We start from the raw sequence: 13,860 nt of genomic DNA, 5'->3' as shown, positions 1-13,860 counted from the left end.
TCACTGGACCGCCGAGACGGTGAAGGGGCGCACCCCGTCGGTCGAGATGCGCAGCGCGCGCGCTGGCGGGCCGGCGGAATACAGCATGACCTGCTGCGCCGCGATGATCGGATCGGGCCCGAGCTGCAGTGCGGGAACCAGCGTACCGTTGGCGAGCGAGGCCTGCGCGGTGATGCCTTCGGCGGCCCAGCCGTCGGGCAGCGAGCCGGGCGCGAGGCCGTCGAACCTGAAGCTGCCCTCGACCGGCCGCCAGCGCACCACGATGCCGCTGGCGCGCGACTGGGCGCGGGCCGACTCGAGCAGCGCCGCGAGGCGGTCGGCCTCGCGGTCGAGGTTGGCGGCACTGGTGTCGCGAATGGCGAAGCTCACGGCGGCGGTGGCGATCGCGATGATGGCGATCACCACGATCAGCTCCAGCAGCGTGAAGCCGCCGGCCTGTTGGTGGATGTGAGGGCGCAGTTGCGGATTGCGGGGCGGCGAGCCCGTGCCGCTGCTACTGCCAGCTGCCGATGTCGGCATTCTTGCCCTCGCCGCCGCTCTGGCCGTCGGCGCCGAACGAGAACACGTCGATCTCGCCCTTGATGCCAGGGTTCATGTACTGGTACGGATGGCCCCAGGGGTCGTTGGGCAGCTTTTCGACGTAGGCCTTCCAGTTGGGCGCGGCCGGACCGGTGGTCGGGCGCGTGAGCAGCGCCTGCAGCCCTTGCTCGGCCGTGGGGTAGCGCTGGTTGTCCAGGCGGTAGAGCTTGAGCGCCTGCATGAGGTTGTTGATGTCGGTCCGGGCCGCCGTCACGCGGGCGTCGTCGGCGCGCTCGATCACGTTCGGCACGATGAGTGCCGCCAGCACGCCGATGATGACCAGCACCACCATCAGTTCGATCAGCGTGAAGCCGCGTTGGACGGTACGGGAAGCGGCACGGAGGAATTTGTTCATAGCTTGGACAGACATGATTCGGAAGGCGCGCTGCATGATAATCCGCGGCCATGACAAGTCCTTACTCCGCCGCCCGCTGGCATGCCCCACTTGCAACGACGGGTCTTTGGGCGCTGGCGGCCGGTGCCGCGGTGTTCTGGGCGCTGCGCCTGGCCTCGCCCACCGACGTTGTCGCGGCAGCCGCGACGATGCCGCGGCCTTCGGTTTCGGCGGATTCGGACTCGGTCGCGCGGCTGCTGGGCGTGCTGCCCGCTTCACGCACGGTGGCAGCGGCCCCGGAGGCGGCCAGCCGCTTCGCGTTGTCGGGCGTGGTGGCGGACCCTTCGAAGCAAGGGGCGGCGCTGATCTCCGTCGACGGCAAGCCGCCGCGGCCGTTCCGTGTCGGCTCGGCGGTCGGCGAGAACTATGTGCTTCAGTCGGTGGGCTTGCGCTCGGCGACCATCGGCACGCAGGTCGACGGGCCGGCGGCGTTCACGCTGCAGCTGCCCGTGCGTGCGCCGATCAGCGTTTCCAGTCCGGCGGTGCCGATGACCGCTCCGGCCGGAGTCTTGCCGGCAACGATGCCGGCTGTGGCGGCTCCGCCGCAGATGCCTCAGCAACAACAGATCCAGCCACCGCCACCCGGTGGCACGCTGCTGCAGCAGTCGACGACGATGGAGCCGCCGCCGCAACAGGCCGCTGCGCAGTAGGCAGTCAGCAGTCTTCGATGAATGAGAGAAGCCGGCCTTGCGCCGGCTTCTGCGCTTTCAGGCCTGCAGGAAGAGCCTGTACGCCGGGTTGGCCGTTTCCTCGACGTAGGGATAGCCCAGCGTCTTGAGGAAGGCGTCGAATTCGGCGGACTCGGCGGCCGGTACCTGCAGGCCGACGAGGATGCGACCGTAGTCGGCGCCCTGGTTTCGGTAGTGGAAGAGGCTGATGTTCCAGCTCGGCTGCATCAGGCTCAGGAACTTGAGCAGCGCGCCCGGTCGTTCGGGGAACACGAAGCGCAGCAGGCGCTCGTCGTGCGCGAGGCCGGTGCGTCCGCCCACGAGATGCCGCAGATGCTCCTTCGCGAGTTCATCGTGCGTGAGGTCGAGCGCGTCGAATCCATGCGCGTTGAAAGTCCGCGCTATGACGGCCGACTCGCCGCGCGTCGAGGTCGTGAGGCCGACGAACACGTGCGCCTTTGCCGCGTCGCTTATGCGGTAGTTGAACTCGGTCACGTTGCGCAACGCGCCGCCGCCAGTGCCCGGAGCTTCCGCATCGCTCGCGGGCATTTCGCCGATCAGCTCGCAGAAGCGGCGGAAGCTGCCGCGCTCCTCGGGAATGGTGACGGCGAAGAGTGCCTCGCGCTCCTCGCCGACTTCGGCGCGTTCGGCGACGAAGCGCAGGCGGTCGAAATTCATGTTCGCGCCGCACAGGATCGCCGCATACGTCTCGCCATGGCGGCCGTGCTGGGCAACGTATTCCTTGATGGCAGCGACCGCCAGCGCACCCGCCGGCTCGACGATGCTGCGCGTGTCCACGAAGATGTCCTTGATGGCAGCGCACACGGCGTCGGTATCGACGGCGATGTAGTCGTCGACCAGGTCGCTGGCGATGCGGAAGGTTTCCTCGCCGACGAGCTTGACTGCCGTGCCGTCGGAGAACAGGCCGACATCCGGAAGATTCACGCGCTGATGCGCCGCGACCGATTGCATCATTGCGTCGGAGTCGTTCATCTGAACGCCGATCACCTTGACCTCGGGACGCACGGCCTTGATGTAGTTGGCTACGCCGGATATCAGGCCGCCTCCGCCGATCGCGACGAACACGGCATCGAGCGGCCCCTGATGCTGCCGCAGGATTTCCATGGCGATGGTGCCTTGGCCTGCGATGACATCCGGGTCGTCGAATGGATGCACGAAGGTCAGGTTCTGCTGCGTCTGCAATTCGAGTGCATGCAGATAGGCGTCGGAATAGCTGTCGCCGTGCAACACGATTTCTCCGCCGAAACCACGCACCGCGTCGATTTTGAGTTTGGGCGTGGTCACCGGCATCACGATCACGGCGCGAGTGCCCAGTTTCCGCGCGCCCAATGCAACACCTTGCGCGTGATTGCCTGCAGATGCGCAAATCACGCCGCTCGCCAATTGCGCGGGACTCAAATGCGCCATCTTGTTATAGGCACCACGCAACTTGAAGCTGAAGACCGGTTGCTGGTCTTCGCGCTTCAACAGCACGGTATTGCCAAGTCGATCGCTGAGCGCACGCGCCTTCTCGAGTGCGGACTCGACAGCAACGTCGTAGACCCGGGCGTTAAGTATTTTTCTGAGATAGTCGGCGGGCGTCAGCGCCGGTTTTAGAGGTGCATTTCGCACGATTTTTTCCAAGGGAGTTTTCATTTGCTAACTGTCGATGATAAGAGGCATCGGGATTGCATGCGAGATATGACATGGACACAAATGTCATAAACCTCTTCAACAAAGCCCCAGCTGCAAATGATTCGGGATTTTTTGGACGCACCTGTCCCGCGATTCATGCGACCGCCGATCAAATTACAAATGAGCAGAATCTGTTATCAATTTCTGTCAGTGACCTTTCGAGGAGGCTGATGCAAGCGGAGTCCGCGCGCGTTCAGCGAAAGGAAATTGGGCGTGCCACATGGCAAGTGATGGGCAACAGGTTGCGTGCGCACATCGTTCCGTTGCTGGGTGATGTGCCGGTGCAGTCGTTTGCAACCACCGATGCGCAACGCTTGATCGATCACCTCGGAGAGCAGGGCTTCACCAGCACGACGATTGCCCAGTACCTGGTGCTGTTGCGCAAGGTTGTGATGCATGGCGTGCACATCGGCGTGCTTCGCGATGCGCCCGCGTTCCCGAAGGTCAAGGTGCGCAGCCAACCGCGCGGCAGCTTCAGTGTTGCGGAGTACCGGGCGATCATCAGGACCGCGCGCGGCTTGCGCGGGCATTCGCATCCGGTGCTCGATCAACTCGCGGCAGGCGAGCGTTTCTGGATTGCGCGTGAGTTGCTCGTGATGCCGGACGAGTTGCCCTGGCTGGTCCGCTGGATGGTGAACACCTTCGTGCGTCCGAGCGACATCAAGTTCATGAAGAACAAGCACATCGAGGTCGTGCGCGGCAAACACGTCTATCTGCGGATGAACCTGCCGGAGACCAAGCGGCACAGCCAGCCCATCGTGAGCTTGTGTCCAGCTGTGCGGGTATATGAATGCTTGCTCGCCTATCGTGGGGAGCATGGTTACGGTGGAGCGGAAGACTATGTCTTCATGCCGCAGCTGAAGAACCGCGAGCACGCGTTGGCGGTACTCAACTTCTTCTTCCACTGGGTGCTCGAAAAGGCGGGGCTCGAAAAAGGACCGCTGGGCCAGTCGAGGACCCTGTACTGCCTGCGTCATACCGCGATCACGTTGCGGCTGCTGTATGGGCAAGGGATCGACATGCTGACCTTGGCGCGCAATGCGCGCACGAGCGTCAACATGGTCGAGCGTTTCTACGCATCGGTGCTGAGCGGAGAAATGAATGTGGGGTTGCTGCAGAGTCGGCGTAGCCGTGCGAGCTAAAGGGGAGAAAAAGCAAAAAGCCGCCCGGCGTGGGCCGGGCGACTTGAGGCTTTGTTGCCGCTTCGAACTGGCGGGAGCCAGCATCGGAGTCAAACAAAAAGATCGAACGGCGCGACGATCAGAAGGCGTGGCGGATGCCGAAGTCGTAACCCGTCGAGGTCTTCGGCGTGAATACGCCTTCCGATGCCTTGTAGAAGCCCGGACCGCCAACGGTCAGCGCTGCGCCGTTCTTGTTGCTGACGCGAGCGATCGTCGCGTACAGAGCCGTGCGCTTCGACAGGTTGTGCACGTAGCCCAGGGCCAGCTTGTTGGCTCTCGGATCTGCTGCTCGCGGCGTGAAGAGGATGGCAGGTTGGTTGTAGTCGTACTTGACGGCAGAGTAGGACGCGCGGATCAGACCTGCGCCAACGGGTACGGTCACGCCGAGCAGATAGCCGTTCAGGTCCACGTCGGGGCGAGCGCCAGAGATCGGTGTGATCTCGTAGTCACGCGAATTCTTGGCGCGCGACAGTTCGCCGAACAGCTTCACGGGGCCGAAGTCGTATGAAGCGCCTACGTTGAAGGTCTTCACATAGTCGGTGGTGCCGGCGTAGTACTGATCGCCGACCGTGCTGTTGCCGTATGCCACGGCCACATCCAGAGGACCGCTTGCGTAGCCGAAGCGACCGCCGATGTAGCGGCCCGCACGGCTTTTCGAAGTGGCGCTGTCCCGCGGCGTGAAGCCGCCGTTGCTGTACTTGTCGTTCTCATGGAACGCGTACATCACCTGGCCATAGAAGCCACCGAGGTTCGATGGCAGGAAATAGCCGATCGAGTTGCTGGCGCGCGAGTAGTTCTGGTTGCCCCCGAAGCCGCCGGTGTCCTTGGCACCGTAGGTGGTGGCGTTGAAGCCGTTGGCGGTGTTGATCAGGTTGGCGCCGACGCCGTTGGCGCCGAACGGGTCGAACACGGTGTCGTTCCAGAACGTCGGGGTGTAGTCGCGGCCGAGGCGGACTTCACCGAAACCGCCCGACAGGCTCACGGTCGAACGGCGTACGAAGCTTGCAACGCCAGTGGCACCATCGTCATTGGTGATGGGGGCTTCGAGCCAGAAGCTGGCCGCCAGGCCGCCACCCAGGTCTTCCGTACCACGGAAGCCCAGACGGCTGGTGTTGTAGCCCGAGTTGGCCAGTGCCGTGCGGCTGACCTTCACGCTACCTTGGTTCGTATAGGTGGGGGCGCCGAAGTTGTTGCGCAGAACGGTGGGTTTCAGATCGCGCGAACTGGACGAGTAACCGCTGATCGATGCGTCGACCACACCAAACAGCGTGACGGACGACTGAGCCGAGGCAACACCGGCAACAGCCAGGGCAGCCAGAGCAACTGCCCTTCCGGTGCGAAAACTAGAGTGGTTTCCGGTCCGATCGGGGTGGTCTGGAAAGAAAAAAGCCCCGAGCTTTGCAGCTCGGGGCTAAATCCACCAATTGGAAGGGTGGAGGAGACAACTGGGTGCGCATACGTTTGCGCAATGAAATAAAGTATATCGACTGTTTGTTGCGTTGCAACAAGCGAGTGATGCTTTTCCCACACATAAATGGATGTTGGCGTGCATTTTGCCCGGCATCCCAGACCCGGAAACCCGAAAACCATGGAATGCACAGTAAGTTGGACCGGAGACGCAGGCACACGATCGGCCATGGGCTTCGTCGCCGAGACGGGCAGCGGCCACGTCCTGATGATGGATGGCGCCCCCGATGCTGCGAAACCCGAGAACGGTGGACAGAACCTTGCGGCACGGCCGATGGAGACCGTTCTGGCCGGCACCGGAGGGTGTACCGCCTATGACGTGGTGCTCATCCTCAAGCGCGGGCGGCATCGCGTCGAGCGCTGCAGCGTCAAGCTGACCAGCGAGCGGGCCGAAAAGGATCCCAAGGTCTTTACGAAAATCCACATGCATTTCACCGTGGCGGGCAAGGGCATCCCGGCTTCCGCAGTGGAACGCGCGATTGCGCTGAGCCACGAGACCTATTGCTCTGCCAGCATCATGCTGGCGAAGACGGCCGAAATCACCACCAGCTTCGACCTGATCGAAACCTGAGCCGGGCGGTCTGGATGCTAGATGCGGTGCGCCAGCGTGGTCATCACGCGGGACGCCACTCGCATCAGCGCCTTGGCCGGCGCCGGCAGTTCCGCCGCGCCGGCATCGACGGCCTGCGATGCGTGGCGGGCTTCGTCGAGCTTCATCTGCTCCACCACTGCCCTGGAGGCGCTGTCCCCGGGTGGGAGGCGATCGAGGTGGCTGTCCAGGTGGGCCTCCACCTGGCGCTCGGTTTCCGCGACGAACCCCAGACTCAACGGGTCCCCGAGACGGCCCGCGACGAGGCCGAGGCCGAAAGCGCCGGCGTACCAGAGTGGGTTCAGGATCGACGGACGCGCGCCCAACTCGTCCAGCCTTTGCCGGGTCCAGGCCAGATGATCGGTTTCCTCGTGTGCTGCTTCTAGGAAGTGCGCGCGCAGCGCAGGATCGCGCGCCACTGCTGCCTGGGCCGTGTAAAGCGCCTGGGCGCAGACTTCTCCGACGTGGTTCACTCGCATCAGTGCCCCGGCCTCTCGGCGCTCCGCTTCATTCAGTTCGCCCGGTGCCTGCGAGGGGGGCGGGGCCGCCCGTGTGGCATGGGGGCGGGCAAAAAGCGTGCGCAATGCTGAGTCTGCCGCGGTCAGAACAGGGTCGATCATGAGCGTCATGTGTCTATTTGAACGCACACGTGAAATGCCCCGTCTGGGCCCATGATTTTTCACATTGTGGTGCGCTGCGGGGTCTAAGTCCTTTGTTGCAAGCGTGCAACGAAACGCGCGGGCCATCCAAGATTTCGGGCGAATTCTTTTGCCCTGCCGCAGCGGCTCTGGTGCAATAGCATCAACTTCCCAAAAGGAGGTTGGCCCGGGGTCCGGTGGGAGCACAAAAGTGCCAGTCACGGTGAGCCCTTCGCACCGGAGCCCTATGTTTAACCTTGGAGAAACTTGCAATGAAAAAATCTCTAGTTGCTCTGGCTGCCCTGGCTGTTGCCGGTGTTGCCTCGGCTCAGTCGTCCGTCACGCTGTTTGGTGTGGTCGACGCGTCGATCAGCGGCTATTCGAGCACCTCGCGTGACCTGAACGGCGCCACGCTCCTGAACCCGTTCTACATCAACAAGGGCAGCGTCAAGGCCAGCCGCCGTGAACTGGCTAACTCGGCTTACAACTCCAGCCGTCTGGGCTTCCGTGGTACGGAAGACCTGGGTGGTGGCCTGGCAGCCAGCTTCTGGCTCGAAGCCCCGATCAAGAACGATGACGGTTCTGAAGGCGTTGCGACGTTCGCTCGTCGTTCGACCGTGAGCCTGTCGGGTGGTTTCGGTGAAGTCCGCCTCGGCCGCGACTACACCCCGACCTTCTGGAACGACACCGTGTTCGACCCGTTCGGCACCAATGGCGTCGGTACCAACCTGATCTCGACGGCTAACGGCTCGTTCGGCGCCTTCGGCTCCCCCGCCGCCAGCGTCGGTTCGATCACCAACGTCGGCACCAGCAACTACGTCCGCGCCAGCAACACCATCGGCTACTTCCTGCCGCCGAACCTGGGTGGTTTCTACGGCCAGTTCCAGTACGGCTTCAGCGAAAAGACCAAGTACAGCCCTGGTCTGGCTACGCCTAACGTTGCGAACAGCACGCGTCAAGGTCGTTACGTCGGTGGCCGCTTCGGCTACGCAAACGGTCCTCTGGACGTTGCGCTGGCTTACGGCAGCAGCACCGTTGGCGACGACTACTACGTCGGCACGACCACCAAGGTCAACACGCTGAACCTGGGCGCTTCGTATGACTTCGGTCCCGTGAAGCTGTTCGGTGAACTGTCGAAGGCCAAGAACAAGATCGACTACGAAGTGACGCCTCTCCTGGGCGGCCGTCCTGACATCGATCTGACCGGCTACCTGCTCGGCGTGACCGTTCCGGTCGGTGCTGGCCTGATCCGCGCTTCGTGGTCGCACGTCAAGCTGGACCAGAACCTGCCCACCAACCCGTTCGCTCTGAACCCGGGTGACCCGAAGGCCAACAAGCTGGCTCTGGGCTACGTGCACAACCTGTCGAAGCGCACGGCTCTGTACGCAACGATCGCTCGCGTGAGCAACAAGAACGGCGCAGCCTACACGGTTGGCGGTCCTTCGTTCGTGACGACCGGTGGCTTCACGCCCCGCAGCTCGACCGGCTACGACTTCGGTATCCGTCACGCTTTCTAATTTGATGCTGGCGTAAGCCAGCTTCGAATCAAAAGCTCGAAAGCCACTCGACGAAAGTCGAGTGGCTTTTTTTCGTCCGGATTCCGCCCGGACACCCCCGGGAAAGCACGAGGCGCACCCCCGGGGAACCACCGTGCGGGCACGCACCTTGCACTGCTAGCATGCCCGTTCACTTTGCTTGCTGAATGATCGCCTTTGTACTGCGCCGCCTGATCCAGGCCGTGATCGTGATGATCGCGGTCGCGTTCATCGCCTTCCTCCTTTTCCAATACGTCGGTGACCCCGTGGTGTTCCTTCTTGGCCAGGACGCCAAGCCCGAGCAGATCCGCGAACTGCGCGCCGCATTGGGGCTCGACCGACCCTTCTTCGTGCAGTTCTGGCACTTTCTAGTGAATGCTGCGCAGGGCGAGTTCGGCCTCAGCCTGCGCCAGGGCGCGAAGGTATCGCGCCTGATCGGCGAGCGCTTCCCGGCCACGCTCGAGCTCGCGCTCGTTGCCGCGGTGCTGGCTCTCTTCATCGGCATCCCGATGGGCGTGTACACCGCGCTGCGCCGCGGCACCTTCATGAGCCAGGTGTTCATGACCGTGTCACTGCTCGGCGTGTCGCTGCCCACCTTCCTGATCGGCATCCTGCTGATCCTCGTCTTCGCGGTCACGCTGGGCTGGTTCCCGAGCTTCGGCCGGGGCGACACCGTCAAGTTCGGCTGGTGGACCAGCGGCCTGTTCAGCGCCGACGGCTGGCAGCACATCGTGCTTCCGGCGGTGACGCTGGCGATCTTCCAGCTCACGCTGATCATGCGGCTGGTGCGTGCCGAGATGCTCGAGGTTCTGCGCACCGACTACATCAAGTTCGCGCGCGCACGCGGCCTCTCGAACCGCGCCATCCATTTCGGCCACGCGCTCAAGAACACGCTGGTGCCCGTGATGACCATCACCGGCCTGCAGCTCGGCGGCCTCATCGCCTTCGCGATCATCACCGAGTCGGTGTTCCAGTGGCCCGGCATGGGCCTGCTCTTCATCCAGGCCGTGACCTTTGCCGATATCCCGGTGATGGCCGCCTACCTCTGCCTCATCGCCCTGATCTTCGTGGTGATCAACCTCGTGGTCGACCTGCTGTATTTCGTGGTCGATCCGCGTCTGCGCGTCGGCAAGGCGGGGGGCCACTGACATGACGGCAGCGACAGCGGCGGCCCCGCGCCTGAAAGCTTCCGGCCGCGCGTTCGCGCACATCGCGAACTTCTATCCCGAGATCACCGCCTTCCGCCGCGACCTGCACGCGCACCCCGAGCTCGGCTTCGAGGAGGTCTACACCTCCGGCCGCGTGCGCGAGGCCCTGCGTGCCTGCGGCGTCGACGAGATCCACGAGTGCATCGGCAAGACCGGCGTGGTCGGCGTCATCCGCGGCCGCTCGACGGCCAGCGGCCGCATGATCGGCCTGCGCGCCGACATGGACGCGCTGCCCATGCGCGAGGACAACGACTTCGGCTGGCGCTCCGCCAGCGACGGCCTGATGCACGGCTGCGGCCACGACGGCCACACAGCCATGCTGGTCGGCGCCGCGCGCTACCTGGCCGAGACGCGCGACTTCGACGGCACCGCCGTGCTCATCTTCCAGCCTGGCGAGGAAGGCTTCGCCGGCGCGCGCGTGATGATCGAGGACGGCCTGTTCGACCGCTTCCCGGTCGACGCCGTCTACGCGATGCACAACTGGCCCGCCATGCCGGCCGGTACGGTCGGCATCAATCGCGGCGCCATGATGGCGGCGGCCGATCGCATCACCATCAGCATCAAGGGCAAGGGCGGCCACGGCGCGCATGCCTACCAGACCATCGACCCGGTGATCGTCGCGGCGCACATCATCACCGCGGCCCAGACCATCGTCTCGCGCAACGTGCGCCCGATCGACGCGGCCGTCATCAGCATCTGCGCGATGCAGGCCGGCGACCTCGGCGCGATGAGCGTGGTGCCCGGAGAGGCCACGCTGGTCGGCACCGTGCGCACCTTCAGTTCGCGCGTGCAGGCGCAGGTCGAGCAGCGTCTCAACGAGCTGTGCAGCGCCATCGCCTCGGGCTTCGGTGCCACCGCCAGCATCAGGTACGAGCGCATCTACCCGGCCACCATCAACACCGCGCCCGAAGCGATGTTCGCGGCCGACGTGGCCGAGTCGCTGGTCGGCGCGAGGAATGTCGAGCGCAGCATGGAACCCAGCATGGGCGCCGAAGACTTTTCCTTCATGCTGCAGAAGAAGGCCGGCGCCTACCTGCGCATCGGCCAGGACGTGCGCGAAGGCGCCCACCTGCACAACAGCCGCTACGACTTCAATGACGAGATCCTGCCGCTCGGCGCCGCGCTGCACGCCGGCCTGATCGAGCAGGGCATGCCGCTCGCCGCTACCCGCGGCGCGCAGCCAGGGAGAGCCGCCGCCACCGCGGCGACGTGATTTGTCCGATTCCAACCCGAGGAGTGTTCCCATGAGTTTCAAGAAGAATGTGGCCGCGGCCGCCGTTTTGTGCGCCTTGAGCGCCGTCAGCATGGTCGCCGGTGCGCAGACCATCCGCATCGCGAACCAGGGGGACGCGCTATCGCTGGACCCGCACTCGCTCAACGAGTCGCTGCAGCTGAGCGTCACGGCCAACGTCTATGAAACCCTCGTGGGACGCAACAAGGACCTGAGCCTCGCGCCGCTGCTCGCCACCAGCTGGAAGCAGACCTCGCCGAACGTCTGGCGCTTCGAGCTGCGCAAGGGCGTGACCTTCCATGACGGCACGCCGTTCACCGCCGACGACGTGGTGTTCAGCTTCGCCCGCGCCCAGGGCGACGGCTCCGACATGCGCGCCACGCTCAGCGACATCAAGGCCGTGCGCAAGGTCGGCGACCTCGCCGTCGAGATCGAGACCAACGGCCCGTTCCCCATCCTGCCCGACGTGATCTCGCTGACGATGATCATGAGCAAGAAGTGGTGCGAGGAAAACCAGGCCACCAAGCCGGTCGACCGCCGCAAGGGCATCGAGAACACCGCCTCGTTCAAGGCCAACGGCACCGGCCCGTTCCGCGTGCGCGAGCGCCAGCCGAACGTGCGCACCGTGTTCACGCGCAACGGCACCTACTGGGGCAAGATCGACGGCAACGCGCAGGAGATCGTCTTCACGCCCATCGCCAACCCCGCCACCCGCGTGGCCGCCCTGGTTTCCGGCGAAGTCGACGTGATGGAGCCCGTGCCGGTGCAGGACATCGCCCGCATCAACGCCGCGCCCAACGCCCGCGTCATCACCGGCCCCGAGATGCGCACCATCTTCCTGGGCATGGACCAGAAGCGCGACGAGCTGCAGTATTCGAACATCAAGGGCAAGAACCCGTTCAAGGACAAGCGCGTGCGCCAGGCCTTCTACCAGGCCATCGACATCGCCGGCATCCAGCGCACCGTGATGCGCGGCGCCTCGCGTCCCACCGGCCTGCTGGTCGGCCCCGGCATCAACGGCTGGAGCGCGGACCAGGACAAGCGCTTGCCCTTCGACGTCGATGCCGCCAAGAAGCTGCTGACCGAGGCCGGCTACCCCAACGGCTTCGAGGTGTCGCTGAACTGCCCGAACGACCGCTACGTGAACGACGGCCAGGTCTGCCAGAGCGTGGCCGCCAACCTCGCGAAGATCGGCGTGAAGATCAACCTCGTGGCCGAGACCAAGGGCACCTACTTCCCGAAGGTACTGCGCCGCGACACCAGCTTCTACATGCTGGGCTGGACCCCGACCACCTACGATTCGCACAACGCGCTGAGCTCGCTCACGTCCTGCCCGGACGACAAGGGCACCGGCCAGTTCAACCTGGGCGCGTACTGCAACCCCAAGCTCGACGAGCTGACCAAGAAAATCCAGTCGGAAACCGACAAGGCCAAGCGCAACGAGATGATCAAGGAGGCTTTCAAGATTCACTCCGACGACATCGGCCACCTGCCGCTGCACCAGCAGTCGCTGGCCTGGGGCGTGAGCAAGAAGGTCGAGCTGGTTCAGCTGGCCGACAACTTCATGTACTTCAAGTGGATGAGCATCAAGCCCTGATGCCACCGGCCGCTTGCTGATTGAATAAGGCGGCCTGACCATGGGCCCGCTTTTTGCGGGCCCATTCCTTTTGCTTCACGATGAAAAATAACCCCCACGCTCCCCTTGCTGCGCAAGGTCCGCTGCCCCCCGAGGGGGCAGCTTTTCATCTTGGGGCGGCCCGGCGATGAAAAAAACACTTGCCCGCTGGCTCGACAGCGATGTCGGCTACAGCTTTCGCACATCGCCCGTGGCCATGGCCGCGGCGGTGATCGCGGCGGTTTGCGTGTTCTGCGCGGTGTTCGCAGGATGGGTCTCGCCGCACAACCCCTTCGACCTCGCCACCCTCGAACTCGGCGATGCGCGGCTACCGCCCGCATGGAGCGCCGAAGGTTCCTCCAAGTACCTGCTCGGCACCGACGACCAGGGCCGCGACATCCTGTCGGCCGTCATCTACGGCGCGCGCATCTCGCTGATCGTCGGCCTGGTGTCGGTGGTCTTGTCGGTGGTGGTCGGCGTGGTGCTGGGGCTGCTGGCCGGCTTCTTCGGTGGCTGGCTCGATTCCTTCCTCATGCGCGTGTGCGACGTGATGCTGTCGTTTCCGCCGATCCTGGTGGCGCTGCTCATCGCGGGCGTGGGCCGTGCGCTCTTTCCCGCCGCGCACGAATCGCTCGCCTTCGGGGTGCTGATCATTTCCATCTCGCTGACCGGCTGGGTGCAGTACGCGCGCACGGTGCGCGGCTCCACGCTGGTGGAGCGCAACAAGGAATACGTGCAGGCCGCGCGCGTCACGGGCGTGGCGCCGCTGCGCATCATGCTGCGCCATGTGCTGCCCAACGTGCTGGGGCCGGTGACCGTGCTCGCCACGATCCAGGTGGCCACGGCCATCATCACCGAGGCCACGCTGTCGTTCCTAGGTGTCGGCGTGCCACCCACTTCGCCTTCGCTGGGCACGCTCATCAGCATCGGCAACCAGTACCTGTTCTCGGGCGAATGGTGGATCACGGTGTTTCCGGGCCTGATGCTGGTGCTCATTGCACTCAGCGTGAACCTGCTCGGCGACTGGCTGCGCGACGCGCTCAACCCTCGCTTGCGATGA

The 13,860-nt window shown here is 64.4% G+C and carries 13 protein-coding genes; 8 read left to right on the top strand and 5 right to left on the bottom strand.

From position 1 onward, the window contains the following. Window positions 1–519 carry a prepilin-type N-terminal cleavage/methylation domain-containing protein gene (locus EJO71_RS07735; protein WP_171022564.1) on the bottom strand — a complete coding sequence of 173 codons (519 nt, stop codon included), beginning with the start codon at window positions 517–519 and terminating at the stop codon, window positions 1–3. Beyond that, on the bottom strand, window positions 494–934 hold the full coding sequence (gspG, locus tag EJO71_RS07730) for a type II secretion system major pseudopilin GspG (protein ID WP_125948551.1): 441 nt from the start codon (window positions 932–934) through the stop codon (window positions 494–496). Before gspG ends, EJO71_RS07735 begins: the two co-directional genes overlap by 26 nt. Window positions 935–984: 50 nt before the next feature. Here gspG and EJO71_RS07725 point away from each other — a divergent pair, with 50 nt between their 5' ends. Beyond that, a complete protein-coding gene (locus EJO71_RS07725; RefSeq protein WP_125948552.1) occupies window positions 985–1,623 on the top strand; it encodes a type II secretion system protein N in 639 nt (212 codons plus the stop codon). A gap of 57 nt (window positions 1,624–1,680) precedes the next feature. On the opposite strand, the gene ilvA is transcribed toward EJO71_RS07725, so the two are convergent. Further along, a complete protein-coding gene (ilvA, locus tag EJO71_RS07720) occupies window positions 1,681–3,297 on the bottom strand; it encodes a threonine ammonia-lyase, biosynthetic (RefSeq protein WP_125948553.1) in 1,617 nt (538 codons plus the stop codon). 50 nt (window positions 3,298–3,347) lie between these two features. Here ilvA and EJO71_RS07715 point away from each other — a divergent pair, with 50 nt between their 5' ends. Continuing rightward, window positions 3,348–4,478 carry a hypothetical protein gene (locus EJO71_RS07715; protein ID WP_125948554.1) on the top strand — a complete coding sequence of 377 codons (1,131 nt, stop codon included), beginning with the start codon at window positions 3,348–3,350 and terminating at the stop codon, window positions 4,476–4,478. A 118-nt stretch (window positions 4,479–4,596) separates the two neighbouring features. Here the strand turns inward: EJO71_RS07715 and EJO71_RS07710 are convergent, their stop codons facing one another. Then, window positions 4,597–5,835 carry a porin gene (locus tag EJO71_RS07710; RefSeq protein WP_125948555.1) on the bottom strand — a complete coding sequence of 413 codons (1,239 nt, stop codon included), beginning with the start codon at window positions 5,833–5,835 and terminating at the stop codon, window positions 4,597–4,599. Window positions 5,836–6,105: 270 nt separating this feature from the next. Here EJO71_RS07710 and EJO71_RS07705 point away from each other — a divergent pair, with 270 nt between their 5' ends. Next, entirely contained in the window at window positions 6,106–6,555 is a 450-nt protein-coding gene (locus tag EJO71_RS07705) for an OsmC family protein (RefSeq protein WP_007834112.1), read from the top strand. Window positions 6,556–6,572: 17 nt separating this feature from the next. On the opposite strand, the gene coq7 is transcribed toward EJO71_RS07705, so the two are convergent. After that, window positions 6,573–7,202: a 2-polyprenyl-3-methyl-6-methoxy-1,4-benzoquinone monooxygenase gene (gene coq7, locus EJO71_RS07700; protein WP_125948556.1), complete on the bottom strand. Its 630-nt coding sequence runs from the start codon at window positions 7,200–7,202 to the stop codon at window positions 6,573–6,575. Window positions 7,203–7,483: 281 nt separating this feature from the next. On the opposite strand from coq7, the gene EJO71_RS07695 reads away from it, so the two are divergent. From EJO71_RS07695 to EJO71_RS07675, 5 genes are all read left to right on the top strand, one after another. Then, a complete protein-coding gene (locus EJO71_RS07695; RefSeq protein ID WP_125948557.1) occupies window positions 7,484–8,728 on the top strand; it encodes a porin in 1,245 nt (414 codons plus the stop codon). A 185-nt stretch (window positions 8,729–8,913) separates the two neighbouring features. Further along, window positions 8,914–9,894, top strand: coding sequence for an ABC transporter permease (locus EJO71_RS07690; protein ID WP_125948558.1), 981 nt, complete (start codon window positions 8,914–8,916; stop codon window positions 9,892–9,894). A gap of 1 nt (window position 9,895) precedes the next feature. Continuing rightward, window positions 9,896–11,167 (top strand): M20 aminoacylase family protein, encoded by a 1,272-nt coding sequence (locus EJO71_RS07685; RefSeq protein WP_125948559.1) that lies wholly within the window; start codon window positions 9,896–9,898, stop codon window positions 11,165–11,167. A gap of 31 nt (window positions 11,168–11,198) precedes the next feature. Further along, window positions 11,199–12,782, top strand: a complete 1,584-nt coding sequence (locus tag EJO71_RS07680) for an ABC transporter substrate-binding protein (protein WP_125948560.1) — start codon at window positions 11,199–11,201, stop codon at window positions 12,780–12,782. A gap of 166 nt (window positions 12,783–12,948) precedes the next feature. Continuing rightward, entirely contained in the window at window positions 12,949–13,860 is a 912-nt protein-coding gene (locus EJO71_RS07675; protein WP_125948561.1) for an ABC transporter permease, read from the top strand.

Origin of the sequence: Variovorax sp. 679 (assembly GCF_003952185.1) — a bacterium.
In the GTDB taxonomy this organism is placed as follows: Bacteria; Pseudomonadota; Gammaproteobacteria; order Burkholderiales; family Burkholderiaceae_C; genus Variovorax.
Note: the sequence above shows the minus strand (reverse complement) of the source record. Positions and strands in the feature narration are given on the sequence as shown.

What these genes read in the sequence shown, in the direction of transcription:
- EJO71_RS07735 (WP_171022564.1), bottom strand. Translation starts at nt 519, where the DNA reads ATGCCGACATCGGCAGCTGGCAGTAGCAGCGGCACGGGCTCGCCGCCC.
- gspG (WP_125948551.1), bottom strand. Translation starts at nt 934, where the DNA reads ATGAACAAATTCCTCCGTGCCGCTTCCCGTACCGTCCAACGCGGCTTC.
- EJO71_RS07725 (WP_125948552.1), top strand. Translation starts at nt 985, where the DNA reads ATGACAAGTCCTTACTCCGCCGCCCGCTGGCATGCCCCACTTGCAACG.
- ilvA (WP_125948553.1), bottom strand. Translation starts at nt 3,297, where the DNA reads ATGAAAACTCCCTTGGAAAAAATCGTGCGAAATGCACCTCTAAAACCG.
- EJO71_RS07715 (WP_125948554.1), top strand. Translation starts at nt 3,348, where the DNA reads ATGGACACAAATGTCATAAACCTCTTCAACAAAGCCCCAGCTGCAAAT.
- EJO71_RS07705 (WP_007834112.1), top strand. Translation starts at nt 6,106, where the DNA reads ATGGAATGCACAGTAAGTTGGACCGGAGACGCAGGCACACGATCGGCC.
- coq7 (WP_125948556.1), bottom strand. Translation starts at nt 7,202, where the DNA reads ATGACGCTCATGATCGACCCTGTTCTGACCGCGGCAGACTCAGCATTG.
- EJO71_RS07695 (WP_125948557.1), top strand. Translation starts at nt 7,484, where the DNA reads ATGAAAAAATCTCTAGTTGCTCTGGCTGCCCTGGCTGTTGCCGGTGTT.
- EJO71_RS07690 (WP_125948558.1), top strand. Translation starts at nt 8,914, where the DNA reads ATGATCGCCTTTGTACTGCGCCGCCTGATCCAGGCCGTGATCGTGATG.
- EJO71_RS07685 (WP_125948559.1), top strand. Translation starts at nt 9,896, where the DNA reads ATGACGGCAGCGACAGCGGCGGCCCCGCGCCTGAAAGCTTCCGGCCGC.
- EJO71_RS07680 (WP_125948560.1), top strand. Translation starts at nt 11,199, where the DNA reads ATGAGTTTCAAGAAGAATGTGGCCGCGGCCGCCGTTTTGTGCGCCTTG.
- EJO71_RS07675 (WP_125948561.1), top strand. Translation starts at nt 12,949, where the DNA reads ATGAAAAAAACACTTGCCCGCTGGCTCGACAGCGATGTCGGCTACAGC.